This is a genomic window from Aurantibrevibacter litoralis, from assembly GCF_034651555.1.
In the GTDB taxonomy this organism is placed as follows: Bacteria; Bacteroidota; Bacteroidia; order Flavobacteriales; family Flavobacteriaceae; genus Aurantibrevibacter; species Aurantibrevibacter litoralis.
Map to the genome: position 1 here is coordinate 86,328 of NZ_JAYEEQ010000003.1, position 16,728 is coordinate 103,055.

Annotated in this window: 12 protein-coding genes; 5 read left to right on the top strand and 7 right to left on the bottom strand. The window is 40.6% G+C overall.

What is annotated here, in order from left to right; all coding sequences use genetic code 11:
- Positions 1-69: 69 nt before the first annotated feature.
- Together U1E44_RS04025 and U1E44_RS04030 are read left to right on the top strand one after the other, a co-directional pair.
- Positions 70-1,662, top strand: coding sequence for an NADP-dependent glyceraldehyde-3-phosphate dehydrogenase (locus tag U1E44_RS04025; RefSeq protein WP_322929763.1), 1,593 nt, complete (start codon positions 70-72; stop codon positions 1,660-1,662).
- Positions 1,663-1,909: 247 nt separating this feature from the next.
- Positions 1,910-3,115, top strand: coding sequence for an MFS transporter (locus U1E44_RS04030; RefSeq protein WP_322929764.1), 1,206 nt, complete (start codon positions 1,910-1,912; stop codon positions 3,113-3,115).
- 75 nt (positions 3,116-3,190) lie between these two features.
- Here U1E44_RS04030 and leuB read toward each other — a convergent pair whose 3' ends face one another.
- From leuB to recG, 5 genes are all read right to left on the bottom strand, one after another.
- Positions 3,191-4,246, bottom strand: a complete 1,056-nt coding sequence (leuB, locus tag U1E44_RS04035; RefSeq protein WP_322929765.1) for a 3-isopropylmalate dehydrogenase — start codon at positions 4,244-4,246, stop codon at positions 3,191-3,193.
- 71 nt (positions 4,247-4,317) lie between these two features.
- The gene (locus U1E44_RS04040; RefSeq protein ID WP_322929766.1) at positions 4,318-5,835 is read right to left on the bottom strand and encodes an alpha-isopropylmalate synthase regulatory domain-containing protein; all 1,518 of its coding nucleotides are present in this window, start codon (positions 5,833-5,835) and stop codon (positions 4,318-4,320) included.
- A gap of 91 nt (positions 5,836-5,926) precedes the next feature.
- On the bottom strand, positions 5,927-6,523 hold the full coding sequence (gene leuD, locus U1E44_RS04045) for a 3-isopropylmalate dehydratase small subunit (protein WP_322929767.1): 597 nt from the start codon (positions 6,521-6,523) through the stop codon (positions 5,927-5,929).
- 104 nt (positions 6,524-6,627) lie between these two features.
- Entirely contained in the window at positions 6,628-8,040 is a 1,413-nt protein-coding gene (gene leuC, locus U1E44_RS04050; protein ID WP_322929768.1) for a 3-isopropylmalate dehydratase large subunit, read from the bottom strand.
- A 293-nt stretch (positions 8,041-8,333) separates the two neighbouring features.
- Positions 8,334-10,439 carry an ATP-dependent DNA helicase RecG gene (recG, locus tag U1E44_RS04055; RefSeq protein ID WP_322929769.1) on the bottom strand — a complete coding sequence of 702 codons (2,106 nt, stop codon included), beginning with the start codon at positions 10,437-10,439 and terminating at the stop codon, positions 8,334-8,336.
- Positions 10,440-11,036: 597 nt separating this feature from the next.
- Here recG and U1E44_RS04060 point away from each other — a divergent pair.
- Genes U1E44_RS04060 through U1E44_RS04070 form a run of 3 tightly spaced genes read left to right on the top strand, consistent with a single transcriptional unit; the run spans position 11,037 to position 14,928 of the window.
- The gene (locus tag U1E44_RS04060; protein WP_322929770.1) at positions 11,037-13,121 is read left to right on the top strand and encodes a M1 family metallopeptidase; all 2,085 of its coding nucleotides are present in this window, start codon (positions 11,037-11,039) and stop codon (positions 13,119-13,121) included.
- On the top strand, positions 13,118-14,023 hold the full coding sequence (locus U1E44_RS04065) for a patatin-like phospholipase family protein (RefSeq protein WP_322929771.1): 906 nt from the start codon (positions 13,118-13,120) through the stop codon (positions 14,021-14,023). Before U1E44_RS04060 ends, U1E44_RS04065 begins: the two co-directional genes overlap by 4 nt.
- A complete protein-coding gene (locus tag U1E44_RS04070) occupies positions 14,020-14,928 on the top strand; it encodes a patatin-like phospholipase family protein (protein ID WP_322929772.1) in 909 nt (302 codons plus the stop codon). Before U1E44_RS04065 ends, U1E44_RS04070 begins: the two co-directional genes overlap by 4 nt.
- Here the strand turns inward: U1E44_RS04070 and U1E44_RS04075 are convergent.
- Positions 14,912-15,430 carry a DUF7935 family protein gene (locus tag U1E44_RS04075; RefSeq protein WP_322929773.1) on the bottom strand — a complete coding sequence of 173 codons (519 nt, stop codon included), beginning with the start codon at positions 15,428-15,430 and terminating at the stop codon, positions 14,912-14,914. The two genes, U1E44_RS04070 and U1E44_RS04075, sit on opposite strands and share 17 nt — an antisense overlap.
- 291 nt (positions 15,431-15,721) lie before the next feature.
- Positions 15,722-16,561 carry an OmpA family protein gene (locus U1E44_RS04080; protein ID WP_322929774.1) on the bottom strand — a complete coding sequence of 280 codons (840 nt, stop codon included), beginning with the start codon at positions 16,559-16,561 and terminating at the stop codon, positions 15,722-15,724.
- Positions 16,562-16,728: the final 167 nt, after the last annotated feature.

Genomic DNA, 16,728 nt, shown 5'->3' on the forward strand with positions numbered 1-16,728 from the left:
TCTCTTTAGAAGAGGCAGCCTTTTCTTTTTTTATCTTCTTATCTTTACACCATCACTTAACACATTAAAATGGCCGATACACAACAAATAATTCCGGAAGAATTTCAAATTAAACACCCCATAACACAAAAAACCTATCTTACCGATGGGGAATTAAAAGAATGGAAGGGTGCTACTACAGAAGTATACTCAACCATTTCTTCAACCCTAAAATACAAACCTACCTTATTAGGAACAATTCCCGAATTAGGAGAAACAGAAGCTTTGGAGGTGCTCGATAGCGCTTTAAAAGCCTATAACAGGGGGCAAGGTATTTGGCCCACCATGCACGTAAAGGATCGGATTGCGTGTATGGAGAAGTTTGTAAAAAAAATGGAAACAAAAAGGGAAGAAGTGGTAAAACTACTCATGTGGGAAATTGGCAAATCCCTGCCCGATTCGCAAAAGGAGTTCGACCGAACGGTGGATTATATTAATGACACCATAGAGGAATACAAGGAATTGGATCGCAACTCCGCCAAGTTCCAGAAGCACGACGGGGTGTATGCGCATATTAAAAGAGGGCCTCTTGGTGTAGTGTTGTGCCTGGGTCCCTACAATTATCCGCTTAATGAGACCTTTGCGCTTTTGATTCCCGCTATTATCATGGGCAACACTACGATATTTAAACCTGCCAAACATGGTGTTTTATTAATTACTCCGTTGTTAGAAGCTTTTCAAAGTTGTTTCCCAAAGGGAGTTGTTAATGTAATTTTTGGTCGGGGAAGGGTAGTAGCAAGCCCCATTATGAAGACGGGTAAGGTAGATGTTTTGGCATTAATAGGAAATAGCAAATCGGCCAATGCACTGCAGGAGCAACATCCTAAAAGTAACCGATTGCGTTTGGTGCTTGGGCTAGAAGCTAAAAATCCTGCCATTATTTTACCAGACGCTGATTTGGATTTAACCATAGACGAGTGCCTGGCAGGTACCTTATCGTTTAACGGACAACGATGTACTGCCCTTAAAATTATATATGTGCATGAAGACATTGCAGAAGCGTTTAATGCGCGTTTTGCAGCACGCGTAGATGCCTTGAAATTTGGCAACCCTTGGGAATCTGGTGTAAAACTAACGCCTTTACCCGAAGTAGATAAACCAAGCTATATACAAGGGTTAATAGATGATGCGCAAGCTAAAGGAGCTACTATTTTGAATTCTAAAGGAGGAGAGCGGCTAGAAAATTATATTTGGCCTGCTGTACTTTATCCCGTTTCTAAGGAGATGCGGGTGTATCATGAAGAACAGTTTGGCCCGGTTATTCCCGTGATACCCTTTAAGGATATTGAAGAACCATTAGATGACATGGCCGCCTCCAATTACGGACAGCAAGTAAGTTTATTCGGAAATGATGTGTATGCCTTAGCTCCCTTAATTGATACCTTAGTAAATTTAGTTTGCAGGGTAAATCTCAACAGTTCCTGTCAGCGAGGCCCGGATGTGTATCCTTTTACGGGAAGAAAAGATTCAGCCCAATCTACGCTAAGTGTGCATGACGCCCTCCGATCTTTTTCGGTGCGTACCTTTGTAGCGTCTAAGGACAATGCCATTAATAATGAAATCCTCGAGAAATTATTGGAGACCAAATTATCCAATTTTGTAAGCACAGATTACATTTTATAAGAAATGATATCCTAATACCAGGAAACCTGCACAAAATACGGTGCAGGTTTTTTTTATCTTATTTATCAAGGCAGTATATGGGGTATTTTACCCTTTATAATATAAATTCTTCTGTATGTAAGGTAATATAGAACACATATTGGATAACTGCCCATACTTCTCAATATTCGAATACACCTAAATTTGTACCCACAAAAGATTGCCATAGTAGTTCGTATTTGAATCTAGGTAGTCCAAATTGATTAACATGAAATCGAAATTTAAAAATTTGAAACCTTTAATTGCACTGGCTATTGGTGGTTTTGGTATTGGAATGACGGAATTTGTAATCATGGGTATTTTACCCGATGTGGCCAATGCCCTCCGCATTAGTATTCCTATGGCCGGTCATTTTATTGCGGCCTACGCCCTGGGGGTTGTAGTGGGTGCCCCAACCTTATCTTTACTAGGCAGTAAATGGTCTGCGCATAAGGTACTTTTGGCCTTAATGCTTTGGTTTACGGTGTTCAATACCCTATCGGCCTTTGCATCGAATTATGAAATGCTTTTGCTAGCACGCTTTATGTCGGGATTACCGCATGGTGCTTTTTTTGGTATTGGTGCTGTAGTGGCCGGAAAACTTGCCAAAGACGGAAAAGCGGCTCAAGCCATTGCCATTATGATGGCCGGACTTACGCTTGCCAACGTGTTAGGTGTTCCCTTAGGTACATATGTTGGACATCATTACCATTGGAGTATTGCGTTTTTAATTGTTGGTATTTGCGGTCTTTTGGCAATGGCGGGTATATATTTTTGGATGCCTAACCTTCCGCCTTCCTCTTCAAAACCCTTGCTAAGCGACTTAAAAGTGTTTCAAAGACCACAGCTTTTGGCGCTTATTTTACTAACTACTATAGGTACAGGTGGATTCTTTGCTTGGTACAGTTATATCGCACCATTGATTACCGAAGTGGCCGGACATCCCGAAAGTGTCGTGAGCTATGCGATGGTCATTGCTGGTTTGGGAATGATTGTAGGTAATTTTTTAGGGGCTAAAATGGTGGAACGATTTTCGGCACTGAACGCCGTATTTATTTCGTTAATGCTGATGGTTTTTGTGTTGCTCCTCAACACCTTTTTGGCCGAAAGCAAAGTGTTGGTACTTGTAATGACCTTTGTTATCGGAGCGGTGGGCTTTAGTATATCTACACCAATTCAAATGGCGATCATCAAGGCGTCTAAAGGGTCAGAGATTTTGGGATCTTCCATGAATCAAAGTGCTTTTAACATGGGCAATGCGTCTGGAGCCTATTTGGCCGGATTACCCATAGCGATGGGTTACGGATTTACTTCTGCCGATTGGGTAGGCGCAGCTCTGGCAGGTGCCGGGGTGCTTATGGCAGGTACTTTACTATGGGCACAAGGAAAAACGGGCATCCGTTTCAAGAAGAAAAAGTGGGCATTACCTACTTAAAATGCCATTAAAACGAAAAAAAGAAGCCGTCTCATTCATTTTAGACGGCTTCTTTTTTTTTCGATGGGTAGCCTTTTAAATATGAGCTGCTAACCAATCACCAACTTCACTGGTCTTAAAGGAGGTTCCGCCATCGGCCAAATCTTCTGTCACCACACCTTCAGCCAAAGATTCGTTTACTACCTTTCGAATGGATTCTGCTTCCTCTGTTAGGCCAAAGTCTTCAAACATCATGGCTGCGGACAATACGGTGGCCAGAGGATTTGCAATGTCCTTACCTGCGGCCTGAGGGTACGATCCATGTATGGGCTCGTACAATCTTGTTTTTAAACCAATAGAAGCAGACGGCATTAATCCCATAGAACCGGAGATTACTGACGCTTCATCGGTTAAAATATCGCCAAAAAGATTTTCGGTAATCATCACATCGTACGCTTTTGGCCATTGTACTAAACGCATAGCTACAGCATCTACAAATTCATAAGAGACTGTTACCTCCGGATAGTCTTTTTCCATGGCTTGTACTGTTTCTCTCCATAAACGAGATGTTTCCAACACATTGGCTTTATCTACACAGCAAAGTTTTTTAGATCGTTTCATGGCCATTTCAAAGCCCATTTTGGCTAAACGTTGAATTTCCGAACGCGTATACGTGCAGGTATCATATGCTGTATTTCCTTCATCTTCTCTGCCGCGTTTTCCAAAATAAATACCCCCTGTGAGCTCTCTAAGGATAATTAAGTCCGTACCTTCTATTCGTTCTCTTTTTAAGGGCGATTTATCGATAAGGGAAGGAAACGTAAATGTTGGCCTCACATTGGCAAAAAGCCCTAGTTTTTGACGCATTTTAAGTAGTCCTTGTTCCGGACGTACTTTGGCAGAAGGATCGTTGTCAAATTTGGGATGCCCAATAGCACCAAACAATACGGCATCTGCCTTGGCACATACCTCATGCGTGGTTTCTGGGTAAGGATCTCCCACCGCATCTATAGCCGCCGCCCCTGTCAAGGCTGGAGTCCAAACGATTTCATGGTTAAATTTCTTGGCAATGGCATCGGATACTTTTACCGCCTGCGCAATAACTTCGGGACCTATGCCGTCTCCGGCTAAAAGGGCTATGTGTAATTTCATGCTTTATTATGCTTAGTTCTTCTTAACTGTAATTGGATTGAATGTTAATTTCTAGTTTTTTACGTATTCACCTAAATGATGTTCAACATTTTTTCAGTTGCCTTTATCGCAGAAACCGTCTGATCTGAGTCTAGCCCCGTGGTGGTAAACTCTCTGCCTTCCTTCTCCCAGGTAATCAACGTTTCGCAAAGGGCATCCGAATTACTGCCCGGGGGAATGCGCACGGCATAGTCGACCAGTTTGGGCAAACTCAATTTTCTGGATGCATAGAGCTTTCTAAGGGCATTCATAAAGGCATCGTATTGGCCATCACCTTGCGCGTGTGCCTCAAAACAATTGCCTTCAATTTCAACAGCCACGGTGGTAGAGGGCATTAATCCCTTGGAATGGGTAAGTACATACGATTTTACAAGCACTTTCTTTTGATAGGCCTCACTGTCTAAAATATCTGATATAATGTAAGGTAAATCCTCCTTGGTGACCCGTTCCTTTTTATCGCCCAATTCGATGATGCGCTCCGTTACTTTTTTAAGTTCATCGTTGTTAAGAGTTAATCCTAATTCTTGGAGATTCTTAACAATATTAGCTTTTCCCGATAATTTTCCCAGTGCATATTTTCGCTTTCTTCCGAACCGCTCCGGTAACAAATTATTAAAGTAAAGGTTCATTTTGTTATCTCCATCTGCATGAATGCCGGCTGTTTGCGTAAATACATTATCACCAACTATGGGTTTATTGGCAGGGATGCTAAATCCGGTAAATGCCGAAACAAGTTTGCTTACTTTATACAGTGATGATTCGTTTACAGAAGTGGTTATATCGGGTAAAAAATCGTTTATGGCTGCAATGACACTGGCCATTGGGGCATTCCCGGCTCTTTCGCCCATGCCATTGATGGTTAAGTGAAGTCCATGACAACCGGCTTTTACGGCTTCTAAGGCATTGGCTACCCCTAGGTCGTAGTCATTATGACCATGAAAATCGATATGTAGGGTAGGGTATCGTTGTATGATTTCTGATAAAAAATTGAAAGTTTCCCAATAGGTTAGGACACCTAAGGTGTCGGGCAATAAAATCCTTTTCACAGGTTGGGTGGTCAAAAAGTCCAAAAACTGGAACACATAATCTTTGGAATTTCGCATGCCATTACTCCAATCTTCTAAATAAATTTGATTGTTGATTCCTCTTTTTTTGGCGTCTTCAAAAACGGCAGCAATTTCGCCAAAATGCTGTTCCGGAGTTTTCTTTAATTGATGCGTTAAATGGTTTAAAGAGCCTTTTGTGAGGAGGTTTTGGGTTTTTGCACCGGTTTGTTCCATCCAATCCAATGAAACCCCTGCATCTGTAAAGGTAAGTACTTCAATTTGTTCTAGATATCCGGACGCTTCGGCCCATTCTGTGATTTTTTTTACCGCTTGTAATTCGCCCTCAGATACTCTGGCAGAGGCCACCTCAATGCGGTCTACTTTAAGTTCTTCCAAAAGCAATTTAGCCAGGGTTAGTTTTTCCGAGGCCGAGAAGGATACTCCCGAAGTTTGCTCGCCATCTCGGAGCGTAGTATCCATTATTTCAATTTTTCTTTGCTTCATTTTAAAGGTTGCACATAATGCTACTTAAGTAAAGGGGGTTCATTGGAAATATCCCAATATAGATGGGTTGTACGTATGATCTTTCCTAAAATTATAAAGGTGTATTTGCAGCAAATTTTTCGATGGTTGGTTTCATGTTTAATAGGTAATCAATATCATCAAAACCATTTTGCATATTCTTCTTTTTGTAGTCATTAATTTCAAAGGACTCCTGAACTCCGGTAGCCAAAAGTGTTATTTTTTGCGTACCTAAATCCACTTCTAATTCCGTGGTTGGATCTGCTTCTATCGCTTTAAAAATGGTCTCCAAGAACTCCGGACTCACTTGTACGGGCAGCACACCAATATTAAGACAGTTTCCTTTAAAAATATCTGCGAAAAAGCTAGAAACCACACATCGAAATCCATAGTCATAGATAGCCCAAACTGCGTGTTCTCTAGAAGATCCGGAACCAAAATTTTTACCGCCCACTAAAATTTTACCACTATAGGTCGCATTGTTCAGCACAAAATCGGACTTAGGGTTATTATCTTGATTATAACGCCAATCTCTAAACAAATTATCGCCAAATCCTTTGCGTTCAGTCGCTTTTAAGAATCTTGCCGGAATAATTTGATCGGTATCTACGTTCTCTATAGGCAGTGGTACTGCGGTACTTTTAAGGATGTTAAATTTATCGTATGCCATTATTCGGTGTTCGTTTATTGTTTTTTTAATGCTCCCATACAAGCATTTTAGCTTTATCTTAAAGATTTGATTTTCGCATAGAATTACGATTCACAAGGCTCAAATCAATTAGGTACTAATGCCTCCATGAGTTCCCGAGGGTCCGTTACCTTTCCGGTTACGGCTGCGGCGGCAGCTACGAGCGGACTTGCCAATAAAGTTCTGGATCCCGGGCCTTGGCGCCCTTCAAAGTTTCGGTTAGAGGTACTTACGGCTAATTTTCCGGGGGGAATTTTGTCATCATTCATGGCAAGGCAAGCAGAACATCCGGGTTCTCGCAATTCAAAACCGGACGCTTGCAAAATGTCGAGAATCCCTTCTTCTTTAATAGCCGTTTCTACTTTATGCGATCCCGGTACCAGCCAAACGGTAACATTGGGTGCCTTTTTTCTACCTTTAACAATGGAGGCAAAGGCTCTGAAATCTTCAATTCTACCATTGGTACAACTCCCCAAAAATACAAAATCAATAGGCTTTCCAATCATAGCTTCTCCTTCATTAAAGGCCATATATTGCAGGGATTTTTTATAGGTTGATGCACCACCTTGTACAGCGTCTGATGTGGGGATGTCTTTGGTGATCCCCATACCCATTCCAGGGTTGGTACCATAAGTAATCATAGGTTCAATGTCTGCACCATTAAAACGAAATTCTTTATCAAAAGGCGCATCGGTATCCGTATAGAGCGTTTCCCAATAGCTCATTGCTTTCTCCCATTCTGCCCCTTTGGGTGTAAATTCGCGTCCGGCAATATATTCAAAGGTTTTTTCGTCAGGCGCAATCATACCGCCTCGAGCACCCATTTCAATACTTAGGTTGCAAACGGTCATACGGCCTTCCATACTCATATTTCTAAATATTTCTCCGGCATATTCCACGAAGTAGCCTGTAGCTCCGGAAGTTGTTAATTTGGAAATAATAAAAAGAGCCACGTCCTTTGGTGTTACACCAAAATTTAAATCTCCGTCAATGGTTATGCGCATACTTTTTGGTTTGGGCTGCATAATACATTGGGTGGCCAAAACCATTTCTACCTCAGAGGTTCCGATGCCAAACGCAATAGCACCAAATGCACCGTGCGTAGAGGTATGAGAATCACCACAAACAATAGTAGCTCCAGGAAGGGTAATTCCATATTCCGGACCAACGACATGGACAATGCCATTTTTTTCATGACCCAACCCCCAATACGAAATACCATGTGCTTTGGCATTTTCTTCCAATGCTTTCAATTGAATAGCGGATAATGGATCGGCTACCGGTAAATGCTGATTGATAGTGGGCGTATTATGATCTGCCGTTGCGAAGGTACGCTCAGGATATAAAACCTTAATCCCCCTGCTTTTTAGCCCTAAAAACGCAACGGGACTTGTAACCTCGTGCACCATGTGCCGATCAATGAAAAGGACATCAGGCCCGTTTTCTATTTTATGAACGACATGGGCATCCCATACTTTGTCAAATAATGTTTTTTTCATGTATTAGTATTTATTTTATCAAATTGGTCATGCTTCGACTGCGCTCAGCACAGGAATGAAACTCGCCAATAATCATTCTCTAATGTGTTACACTTTTTAGCATGGCTCATTTCATCTTTATTATGTAATATTTGTAGTAAAGTCACTTTAATTTTTACGCCTTCAGAAATGGAACATTTTAAAACGTGCAAATTTAAAAATATAAGATTTTATAACCTAGACATCTGGCTTGGAATTACGATGTTCAAATTCTTGTTTTCTTCTGTTTAGAAGGTGATTTTTTTAAGAAGCGTTCAACTTACGTAGTTCCAAATATTTTTCTGCTGCATCAAAATCGTTAAGGTTTCCTTTACAGCTCGGTTTTCCTCTAATTGTAGTACAGGATCCTTTTTAAGGAAAGATACCGCATATTGCCGGGCAAGTTGTACTATTTTTGCATCTTTTACGATATCCGCAATCTTTAAATTGAGCATGCCACTTTGTTGCGTGCCCATGAGGTCTCCGGGACCACGAAGTTTCAAGTCCACTTCGGCCAATTGAAATCCGTCATTGGTGCTTACCATGGTTTCTATACGGGTTTTCGCTTCTGCAGAAAGTTTGTGGCCAGTCATCAAGATACAATAACTTTGATCGGCACCGCGTCCCACACGACCACGAAGCTGGTGTAGCTGCGACAAGCCGAAACGTTCTGCACTTTCAATGACCATTACGCTAGCATTGGGTACGTTTACACCTACTTCTATGACTGTGGTAGCTACCATGATCTGCGTTTCACCCTTAATAAATCGCTGCATCTCATAGTCTTTGTCTTCCGCTTTCATTTGGCCGTGAACAATAGAAATTTGATAGGTAGGAAGCGGAAAGTCTCGTGCCATACTGTCGTACCCATCCATTAAATCTTTGTAATCCAAAGCTTCAGACTCCTTTATAAGCGGATATACCACGTAAATTTGACGGCCTTTAGCAATTTCCGATTTTAGAAAACCAAAAACTTTTAAGCGATTGCCATCATACCGATGTACTGTTTTTATAGGCTTTCGCCCGGGAGGCAATTCATCGATAACCGAAATATCCAAATCGCCGTATAAACTCATAGCCAATGTTCGGGGTATGGGGGTCGCTGTCATTACTAAAATATGTGGAGGAAGCGTGTTTTTATGCCACAATCGAGAGCGCTGTGCCACCCCAAAACGATGCTGTTCATCCACTATGGCAAGGCCTAGATTTTGGTAGTTTACCTTGTCTTCCAAAAGCGCATGGGTGCCAATGAGGATATGTATTTCCCCACGTTCTAGTTGTTCATGGATTTTTTTCCGTTCCGATTTCTTAACCGAACCTGTAAGCAACCCTATCCGAATACCAATTCCGGAGGCTAACTGCTGTAAGCTGTTAAAATGTTGCTGCGCCAAAATTTCGGTAGGCGCCATAAGGCAAGATTGATACCCATTGTCTATGGCCAAAAGCATAATTAAGAGTGCCACAATAGTTTTTCCGGAACCCACATCGCCTTGCAGCAAGCGGTTCATTTGCGCCTTACTTCCCAAATCGGCACGAATTTCTTTTACCACCCTTTTTTGGGCATTGGTAAGTTGAAACGGCAGGTGATTTTCATAAAATTCATTGAATAACGTGCCCACCTTATGAAAGGGAAAGCCTTTTATTTTATGTTTTCGCAACATTTTTTTGGAAAGGAGTTGCAGTTGTATAAAGAATAATTCTTCAAACTTTAAACGGAATTCAGCTTGTGCTAAGAGTTGTTGGTTTTTTGGAAAATGAATATTGAATAGGGCTTCCGATCGGGAAAGAAGTTTTAAATCTGCCCGTAGGTCTTTCGACAGCGTTTCGGGAAAGGAACCTTTGGCTTCAACAAACAATTGTTGTAACATTTTATGAATTACCTTATTGCTGATTCCTTTATTGCTCAATTTTTCCGTAGATGGGTAAACCGGCTGCATGTACAATCGAAGCCCTTTTTGATGCGCTTCTAACAATTCCATCTCCGGATGCGGCATGGAAACAATACCATTAAACCAATTGCAACGCCCAAAAATAACGTAAGGCGTATTCAATTTTAGGTTTTCACGAATCCATTTAACACCTCTAAACCACACCAATTCCATTTGCCCGGTAGTGTCCTCAAAGGTGGCTACCAATCGGCTTCCTTTATTTTGAGCTACAGTTTTGAGATGCACAATTTTCCCAATGATTTGTACGTCGGCACTTTGTGGTTGTATTTCTGCTATGGTATAGTACCGGGTTCTGTCGATATACCGGTTCGGAAAAAGATGCAACAAATCATCGTAAGAACCTATATTAAGCTCGGACGTAAGGGTTTGTGCCCTATGGGGTCCTACACCTTTCAGATACACAATAGGCGTATTAAGAAAATTCTGGTTCATGCGACTAAAATAGTGGTAAACCTATAAAACTGCAACAAAGCAAAATACTTAATCTAAAGAATTCTCTGGAGCATACCCCGGGTTTTCGCAGCCACCTTTGCTTTGGAGCTATCGAAACTACTATTGGTAGTTTTGGGTGCGGTAACATTATGAATTTCGGTTTCGACTTTCAGGTAAAAATGAAACCGGCGAAATTTGCCCTGAGCACTTCGATAAACTAAGTAGGGCGTTTATTGAAGGGGTAGCCCCAAGGCTTGCCTATGGGATCGTCAGTTTTACGAAATTCTTTATTTTGTGGTTTATTTGTATTTGGGTTTCCATGAATCCGTTGAAAAATAATACGGTGGTAGTCGTAGGAAAATACTATTTTTAATTGAACAACTAGATTTATGGGCATTTTAGTATGAACAAAAAAAATACTTTTCAATGCTAGTTTAAGATATAAATAGTATGGATCACGCCATTATTTATTCATAAAAATGCACCGTTACGTAGGCGTAATTGAGACAGATGAAACCTTCATGATAATTTATAGACATATAGGAGAAAGAATACGTGGATGTCCATGTGTTCACCGAAAAAAGATAAAACAAATATATGAAACAACTTCTACAGATTTTTTTAGCATTTTATGTCTTGTTAATGAATGCTCAAAAAACGCCTATAGTAGATTTTACGCATGCCGATGCAGCTTTAACCATTAACCCCAATACAAAAGAAATAGGTGGACGCGTTACTTATACATTCCATGTTTCCGAGACAATAGACACTGTTTTTTTAGACGCAAAAGCCCATCAATTTTCGGAGGTTACTTTAAATACAAAAAAAGTTCGTTTTACAAACGACGGCACTAAAATCACTGTAAAATATCATTTTAAAAAAGGAAGAGCGTATACATTATCGTTAACCTATACGGTACGCCCTAAACAGACCGTTTATTTCGTGGGCTGGGATGGGAATAGCCAAAACAAACAAATATGGACGCAAGGTCAGGGCAAGTACACCAGCCATTGGCTGCCCAGCTTTGACGATATGACCGAAAAAGTGGAGTTTGATTTGAGCATTACGTTTAATAAGCAGTACGAAGTAATGGCCAATGGCGCACTTGTTTCAGTTCAAGAAAAGGATAGCCTTAAGACGTGGAACTTTAACATGAATAAGCCCATGAGTAGCTATTTGGTAGCATTTGCCATCGGCAAGTATCACAAAAAAGAATTGCGATCTGCCAGCGGGGTACCTTTAGCACTCTATTACTACCCTAAGGACAGTGTGCGCATAGAACCAACGTATCGGTATTCGAAAGAAATTTTTGATATACTGGAAACAGAAATCGGCGTGGCATATCCATGGCAAAATTATAAGCAAATTCCCGTTCGCGATTTTTTATATGCCGGTATGGAAAATACAGGCAATACTATTTTTTCTGATGCCTATGTAATAGATTCAGTCGCGTTTAAAGATCGAAATTATATCAACATTAATGCCCATGAATTAGCACACCAATGGTTTGGCAATTTGGTTACAGAAGTAGATAGCGCACATCATTGGTTGCATGAAGGTTTTGCTACCTATTATGCACTTTTAGCAGAAAAGACGCTTTTTGGTGAACCTTATTTTTATTGGAATCTTTTAGAATCTGCCCAACAGCTAAACGAATTGTCTCGAAATGGTAAGGGAGAGGCCTTAACCGATCCGAAAGCTGGCAGCCTTACCTTTTATCAAAAGGGTGCATGGGCCTTATTTATGCTTCGCCAACGTGTTGGTGAGGAGTCCTTTAGGGAAGGTGTGAAAAATTATTTAGTGACACATCAATTTAGGAATGTAACTGTTTCTGATTTTTTAGAGGCTGTAGAAGCAGCAAGTGGGCAAGATCTTTCAGATTTTGAAGCGCTTTGGTTGCACAATACGACATTTCCTATGGGGATTGCCAAGAGCGCACTGTCCCGTGCTTCTAGTGAAATGGCAGATTTTTTTGCATTGCAAGAGGAAATGATCACCACCACCATTGATCAGGAAAACGTAGTAAAAAAATATTGGCAAAAATCAAATTCGCCTTTTTTTAAAAAAGCAGTGATTGCGTTGTATAACAGGTATATGGGGGTCAATTTTATTCAAGAAGCCTTACGGTCCGATAGTTGGGAGATACGACAGGCACTTGCCGTGCACATCCGGAAAATTCCCGATGAACTGCAAACAGAATTTGCATCCCTTTTGAACGACGCAAGTTACGAAACTATAGAAAATGCGCTTTATCGGTTGTGGATTCAGTTCCCGAATCACCGCAACCAGTATTTAGATAAAACGAAGGGCATAGAAGGTTTTTCCAATAAAAATGTACGCATACTTTGGCTATCTTTAGCGGTATTAACCAATGGGTATGAGGTAGCTAAAAAGCCTGAATATTATGCGGAATTGGCAGGCTACACCGCAGTAGATTTTGGATATGAGATTCGGCAGACCGCCTTTCAATATGTACATAATGCCTTTGAGTATACGGATCAGAACCTAAAAGACCTTATTAATGCAACAGCGCATCACGTGTGGCAATTTCGAAAATTTGCCCGTGAGTTACTCAATGAACTACTAGAAAATCAAGATTATAGAAAACGCATACAGGTTTTGGCTCAGCACTTACCGGTAGCGGAAACTGCATATGTATTCACTAAATTAGGAACAAAATGAGAGCAATGGTTATTTCAGGCGGTGGCAGTAAAGGTGCCTTTGCCGGGGGTGTGGCGCAATACCTTATGGAAGAGCAAAAGCAGGTTTACGATCTTTTTATTGGAACCTCTACGGGAAGCTTACTGATCTCGCATTTGGCACTTCAAGAAATCGAAAAAATACGATCGGTTTACACCTCTGTGAGTCAGGAAAATATATTTAGTACCTGTCCCTTTTCTATCACCAAAAAGCACGGCATTGAAAACATCAGTATCAACCATTGGAATGTGCTGCTGAACTTTCTTAAAAAAAGCAAAACCTTCGGGGAGAGTTATAATTTACTAACGTTGATCAAAAAGACCCTAACCAAGGCAGATTTTGAAAAACTTAAAAAAGGCCCAAAAGACATTGTGGTTACTGTTTCTAATCTTTCATTAAATCAGGTAGAATACAAATCTATTACCCATTGCACGTATGACGAGTTTTGCGAATGGATATGGATTTCTTGCAACTATACGCCATTTATGACGCTAGTAAAAAAGAATGGCTGTGAGTATGCCGATGGTGGTTTGGGCAGTATGGTACCCATAGAAGAAGCAATAAAAAGAGGCGCTACGGTGGTAGATGCTATAATTTTACAAACCGAAGTGACCCATCTAAACCGGATGCCTTCCAAAAATGCTTTTTCGCTGCTGACCAATATGTTTGCTTTTATGTTAGATCGGATAGAGGATCAAAATATTCGGATCGGTAAATTTGCAGCGAAGCATAATGATGCCATTATCAATTTTTATTATACCCCGGCCGTACTCACGACCAATTCCCTTATTTTTGACAAGGAAAAAATGACCGCTTGGTGGCAGAGTGGCTATAATTTTGCCAAATTTAAAAGCACAGAAACCAATCAGATAGATGTAGAATGAAAGCACTTGTTATAAGCGGTGGCGGAAGCAAAGGAGCCTTTGCGGGCGGTGTAGCCCAATACCTTATGGAGGTTGAAAAAAAAGAATACGATATTTTGGTGGGTACGTCAACGGGCAGTTTGCTCATAGCGCATTTGGCGCTCAATAAAAGCGATAAACTGTATGATCTTTATACCAACGTAAAACAACGCTCTATCTTTAGCCTAAATCCCTTTGTGGTACGCAAAAAAGGTGACAGGGAATATGTAGGGATAAACTTTCTAAATACGTTCCTGCAATTTGTCAAAGGAAAACGAACTTTTGGCGAAAGCAAGGCCTTGCGAAAAACCATTGCCAAAAATTTTACCAAAGCCGAGTACGAATCGCTTATAGCAACGAAAAAAGATGTCGTAGTTACCGTGTCTAATTTATCTAAAAATCGTGTAGAATACAAATCGATTAAAGACTACAGCTACGAAGAGTTCTGCGAATGGACATGGATTTCGTGCAATTATATTCCCTTTATGTCGCTTGTAAAAAAAGATGGATTTGAATATGGAGATGGCGGGTTGGGATCTGTAGTTCCTATAAAAGAAGCCATTTTAAGAGGTGCCACAGAAATAGATGCCATTATTTTGGAAGCCGAAACCATGGAACACACCAAAGTACTGGGGAAAAATCCGTTTTCTTTAATGCTTAGTATCTACGGTTTTGTGTTAGATCAAATAGGATATCACGATATTTCTGAAGGCGTGTTGGCGGCAAAGCACAAAAATGTAAAACTGAATCTCTATTATACCCCCACAAAATTAACCGAAAACTCCCTGATTTTTAATCGAAAGTTAATGACAAGTTGGTGGTTGCAAGGGTTTAAGTACGCCAAAGACAAACATCAGGAAATAAAACCAACTACCACAGCTCACTAATTTCCTTTTTTACGTACGACAAGGCGGTAGCAGAGGGCGATTGCTTGTCCATGGTTTCATTCAGGATATCTTCCCGAAGTTTATCGGCGGTGTCAGACTCACTCATTCCAGCCTTGCGTATGGCCTGTATGGTGGCACTCTTAGCAGCCTTAATAATATTCCAGCATTCATCGGATAAATAAATTTGTTGCGATAGGTTATGATCAAATTCATTTTCAATGCTTTTTACCAGTAAATTTTCGTAGTCGTTTTTGTGGGTCGATTTTGGCGCAACCCGCACCACCAAACTGGGAATGGAAATCCGCTCTAAAAATAATGCCATGCGTTCATAGGCTTGCAAGCGTATGGGAAGGGTGTTTTTTTGAGAATCTTTGTGCAAAAGATACCGGCGGCGCCCTTCTTCGTTTTTGGTGTGCAATCTAAAAAAATAAAAAGCCACCATACCGGTGACCACGGCAGGTAGTAAATAGGCAAACATTTGAAAAATTTGATCTCCACTCATTGGTTTAGCTTTGGTTATGCGTTTAAAACGAAGGATTTTTTGAAATCGTATTTTGAACCATTGAATCTTGGAACCAATTTATCTGAACTTCGGTTTTCTCTATTTTATATGCTTCTAGCACGGGTTTATGGTGGCAATCCGTGCTACGTCACTACTCGAACTTTTAGTGGGGCTGTTTCGTGTATCCTTTTGTTGAAGCGAAACAAAACAGTACTAAACGGCAATCTGGTTTTGCAGAAAATTAAAGTAGGTTCGGATTCTAAATAATGAAATCAGGCACGAATCAATACCTTATTTCTTCAAATTTTCCCTCACTTTAAAATAGAAGGCATCAAATTTTGGATGAATTCTGATAAAAGTGGTTTGCGACGCTCCTATTTTTCCAAAAGCGGTAATCCGCTCGGGGGCTATTCCGTGGGTGGTAATCAGGCTTTGGGCAACCGCAGAAGCACGTCGGGCAGCCAAATCTAGTCCATCTGTGCCTGTGCTTTGTGTTTCTATAGCAATTGCTGTATCGGGATTAGCCTTAATGACTTTGGCAATTTGCTCTAAAGGTTGCTCTGCCGTTGCCTGTAACGCAAAACTATTCGCATTCGAGCCAAACAACAAATTGGGAGACAATAAGGTACTAACGGCACCATTTTCTACACCAATATTGGCGTCTTCTCCAAGGGTTTGTTTAAAATTGGTGAGGACAAGTAAGGCAATAGAGTCGTTTCTACTAAATTCATCTGTAATTGCTTTTAGCTGTGCTTCTTTTACCTTGAGTGTTTCTAAAGTGCGCCCAATATTATCTGATCGTTGTGCCGATGCCTCGGTAAAACTATTGAGATTTTGCATCAAGGAGGCATTTATTTTCTGGAGTTCTAAGGCTTGTACTTTATGGGCTTCTGCCTCAGCCAAACTGGCCTTTTCAATTTTCTTTGCCTCTGCCAACGCCGTTTTGGTTTCGGTAAGTTCCGACTTTAAATTTCCAATTTCATAGAGAAGGTCTTTTTTATTTTGAGCTTGTGTAAGCATGGCAGCCAATAAGGCAGCTATTAAAAATACATGTGTTTTCATCCCGTAGTAGATCATGTTTTTACAATTCAATTTCTGAGCAAATATAAGGTCAAAAATACGGGTTTTCATAATGAAAATTAAAACAATGCATACAAAACCTGTTTTCTCCCAAGTGAAACCATGATGTTTAAAAGTCGCGAGAAAGCGGTAAAAAAAATCGATAATTCCATCATTTCATCCATTATTTCTTTTTGAAAGTGAAAAAGCCACCGATTTTGTAGCTGTGGCTTTTAATG

Coding starts and splice junctions, on each gene's coding strand:
- U1E44_RS04025 (WP_322929763.1), top strand. CDS start 70: ATGGCCGATACACAACAAATAATTCCGGAAGAATTTCAAATTAAACAC.
- U1E44_RS04030 (WP_322929764.1), top strand. CDS start 1,910: ATGAAATCGAAATTTAAAAATTTGAAACCTTTAATTGCACTGGCTATT.
- leuB (WP_322929765.1), bottom strand. CDS start 4,246: ATGAAATTACACATAGCCCTTTTAGCCGGAGACGGCATAGGTCCCGAA.
- U1E44_RS04040 (WP_322929766.1), bottom strand. CDS start 5,835: ATGAAGCAAAGAAAAATTGAAATAATGGATACTACGCTCCGAGATGGC.
- leuD (WP_322929767.1), bottom strand. CDS start 6,523: ATGGCATACGATAAATTTAACATCCTTAAAAGTACCGCAGTACCACTG.
- leuC (WP_322929768.1), bottom strand. CDS start 8,040: ATGAAAAAAACATTATTTGACAAAGTATGGGATGCCCATGTCGTTCAT.
- recG (WP_322929769.1), bottom strand. CDS start 10,439: ATGAACCAGAATTTTCTTAATACGCCTATTGTGTATCTGAAAGGTGTA.
- U1E44_RS04060 (WP_322929770.1), top strand. CDS start 11,037: ATGAAACAACTTCTACAGATTTTTTTAGCATTTTATGTCTTGTTAATG.
- U1E44_RS04065 (WP_322929771.1), top strand. CDS start 13,118: ATGAGAGCAATGGTTATTTCAGGCGGTGGCAGTAAAGGTGCCTTTGCC.
- U1E44_RS04070 (WP_322929772.1), top strand. CDS start 14,020: ATGAAAGCACTTGTTATAAGCGGTGGCGGAAGCAAAGGAGCCTTTGCG.
- U1E44_RS04075 (WP_322929773.1), bottom strand. CDS start 15,430: ATGAGTGGAGATCAAATTTTTCAAATGTTTGCCTATTTACTACCTGCC.
- U1E44_RS04080 (WP_322929774.1), bottom strand. CDS start 16,561: ATGAAAACCCGTATTTTTGACCTTATATTTGCTCAGAAATTGAATTGT.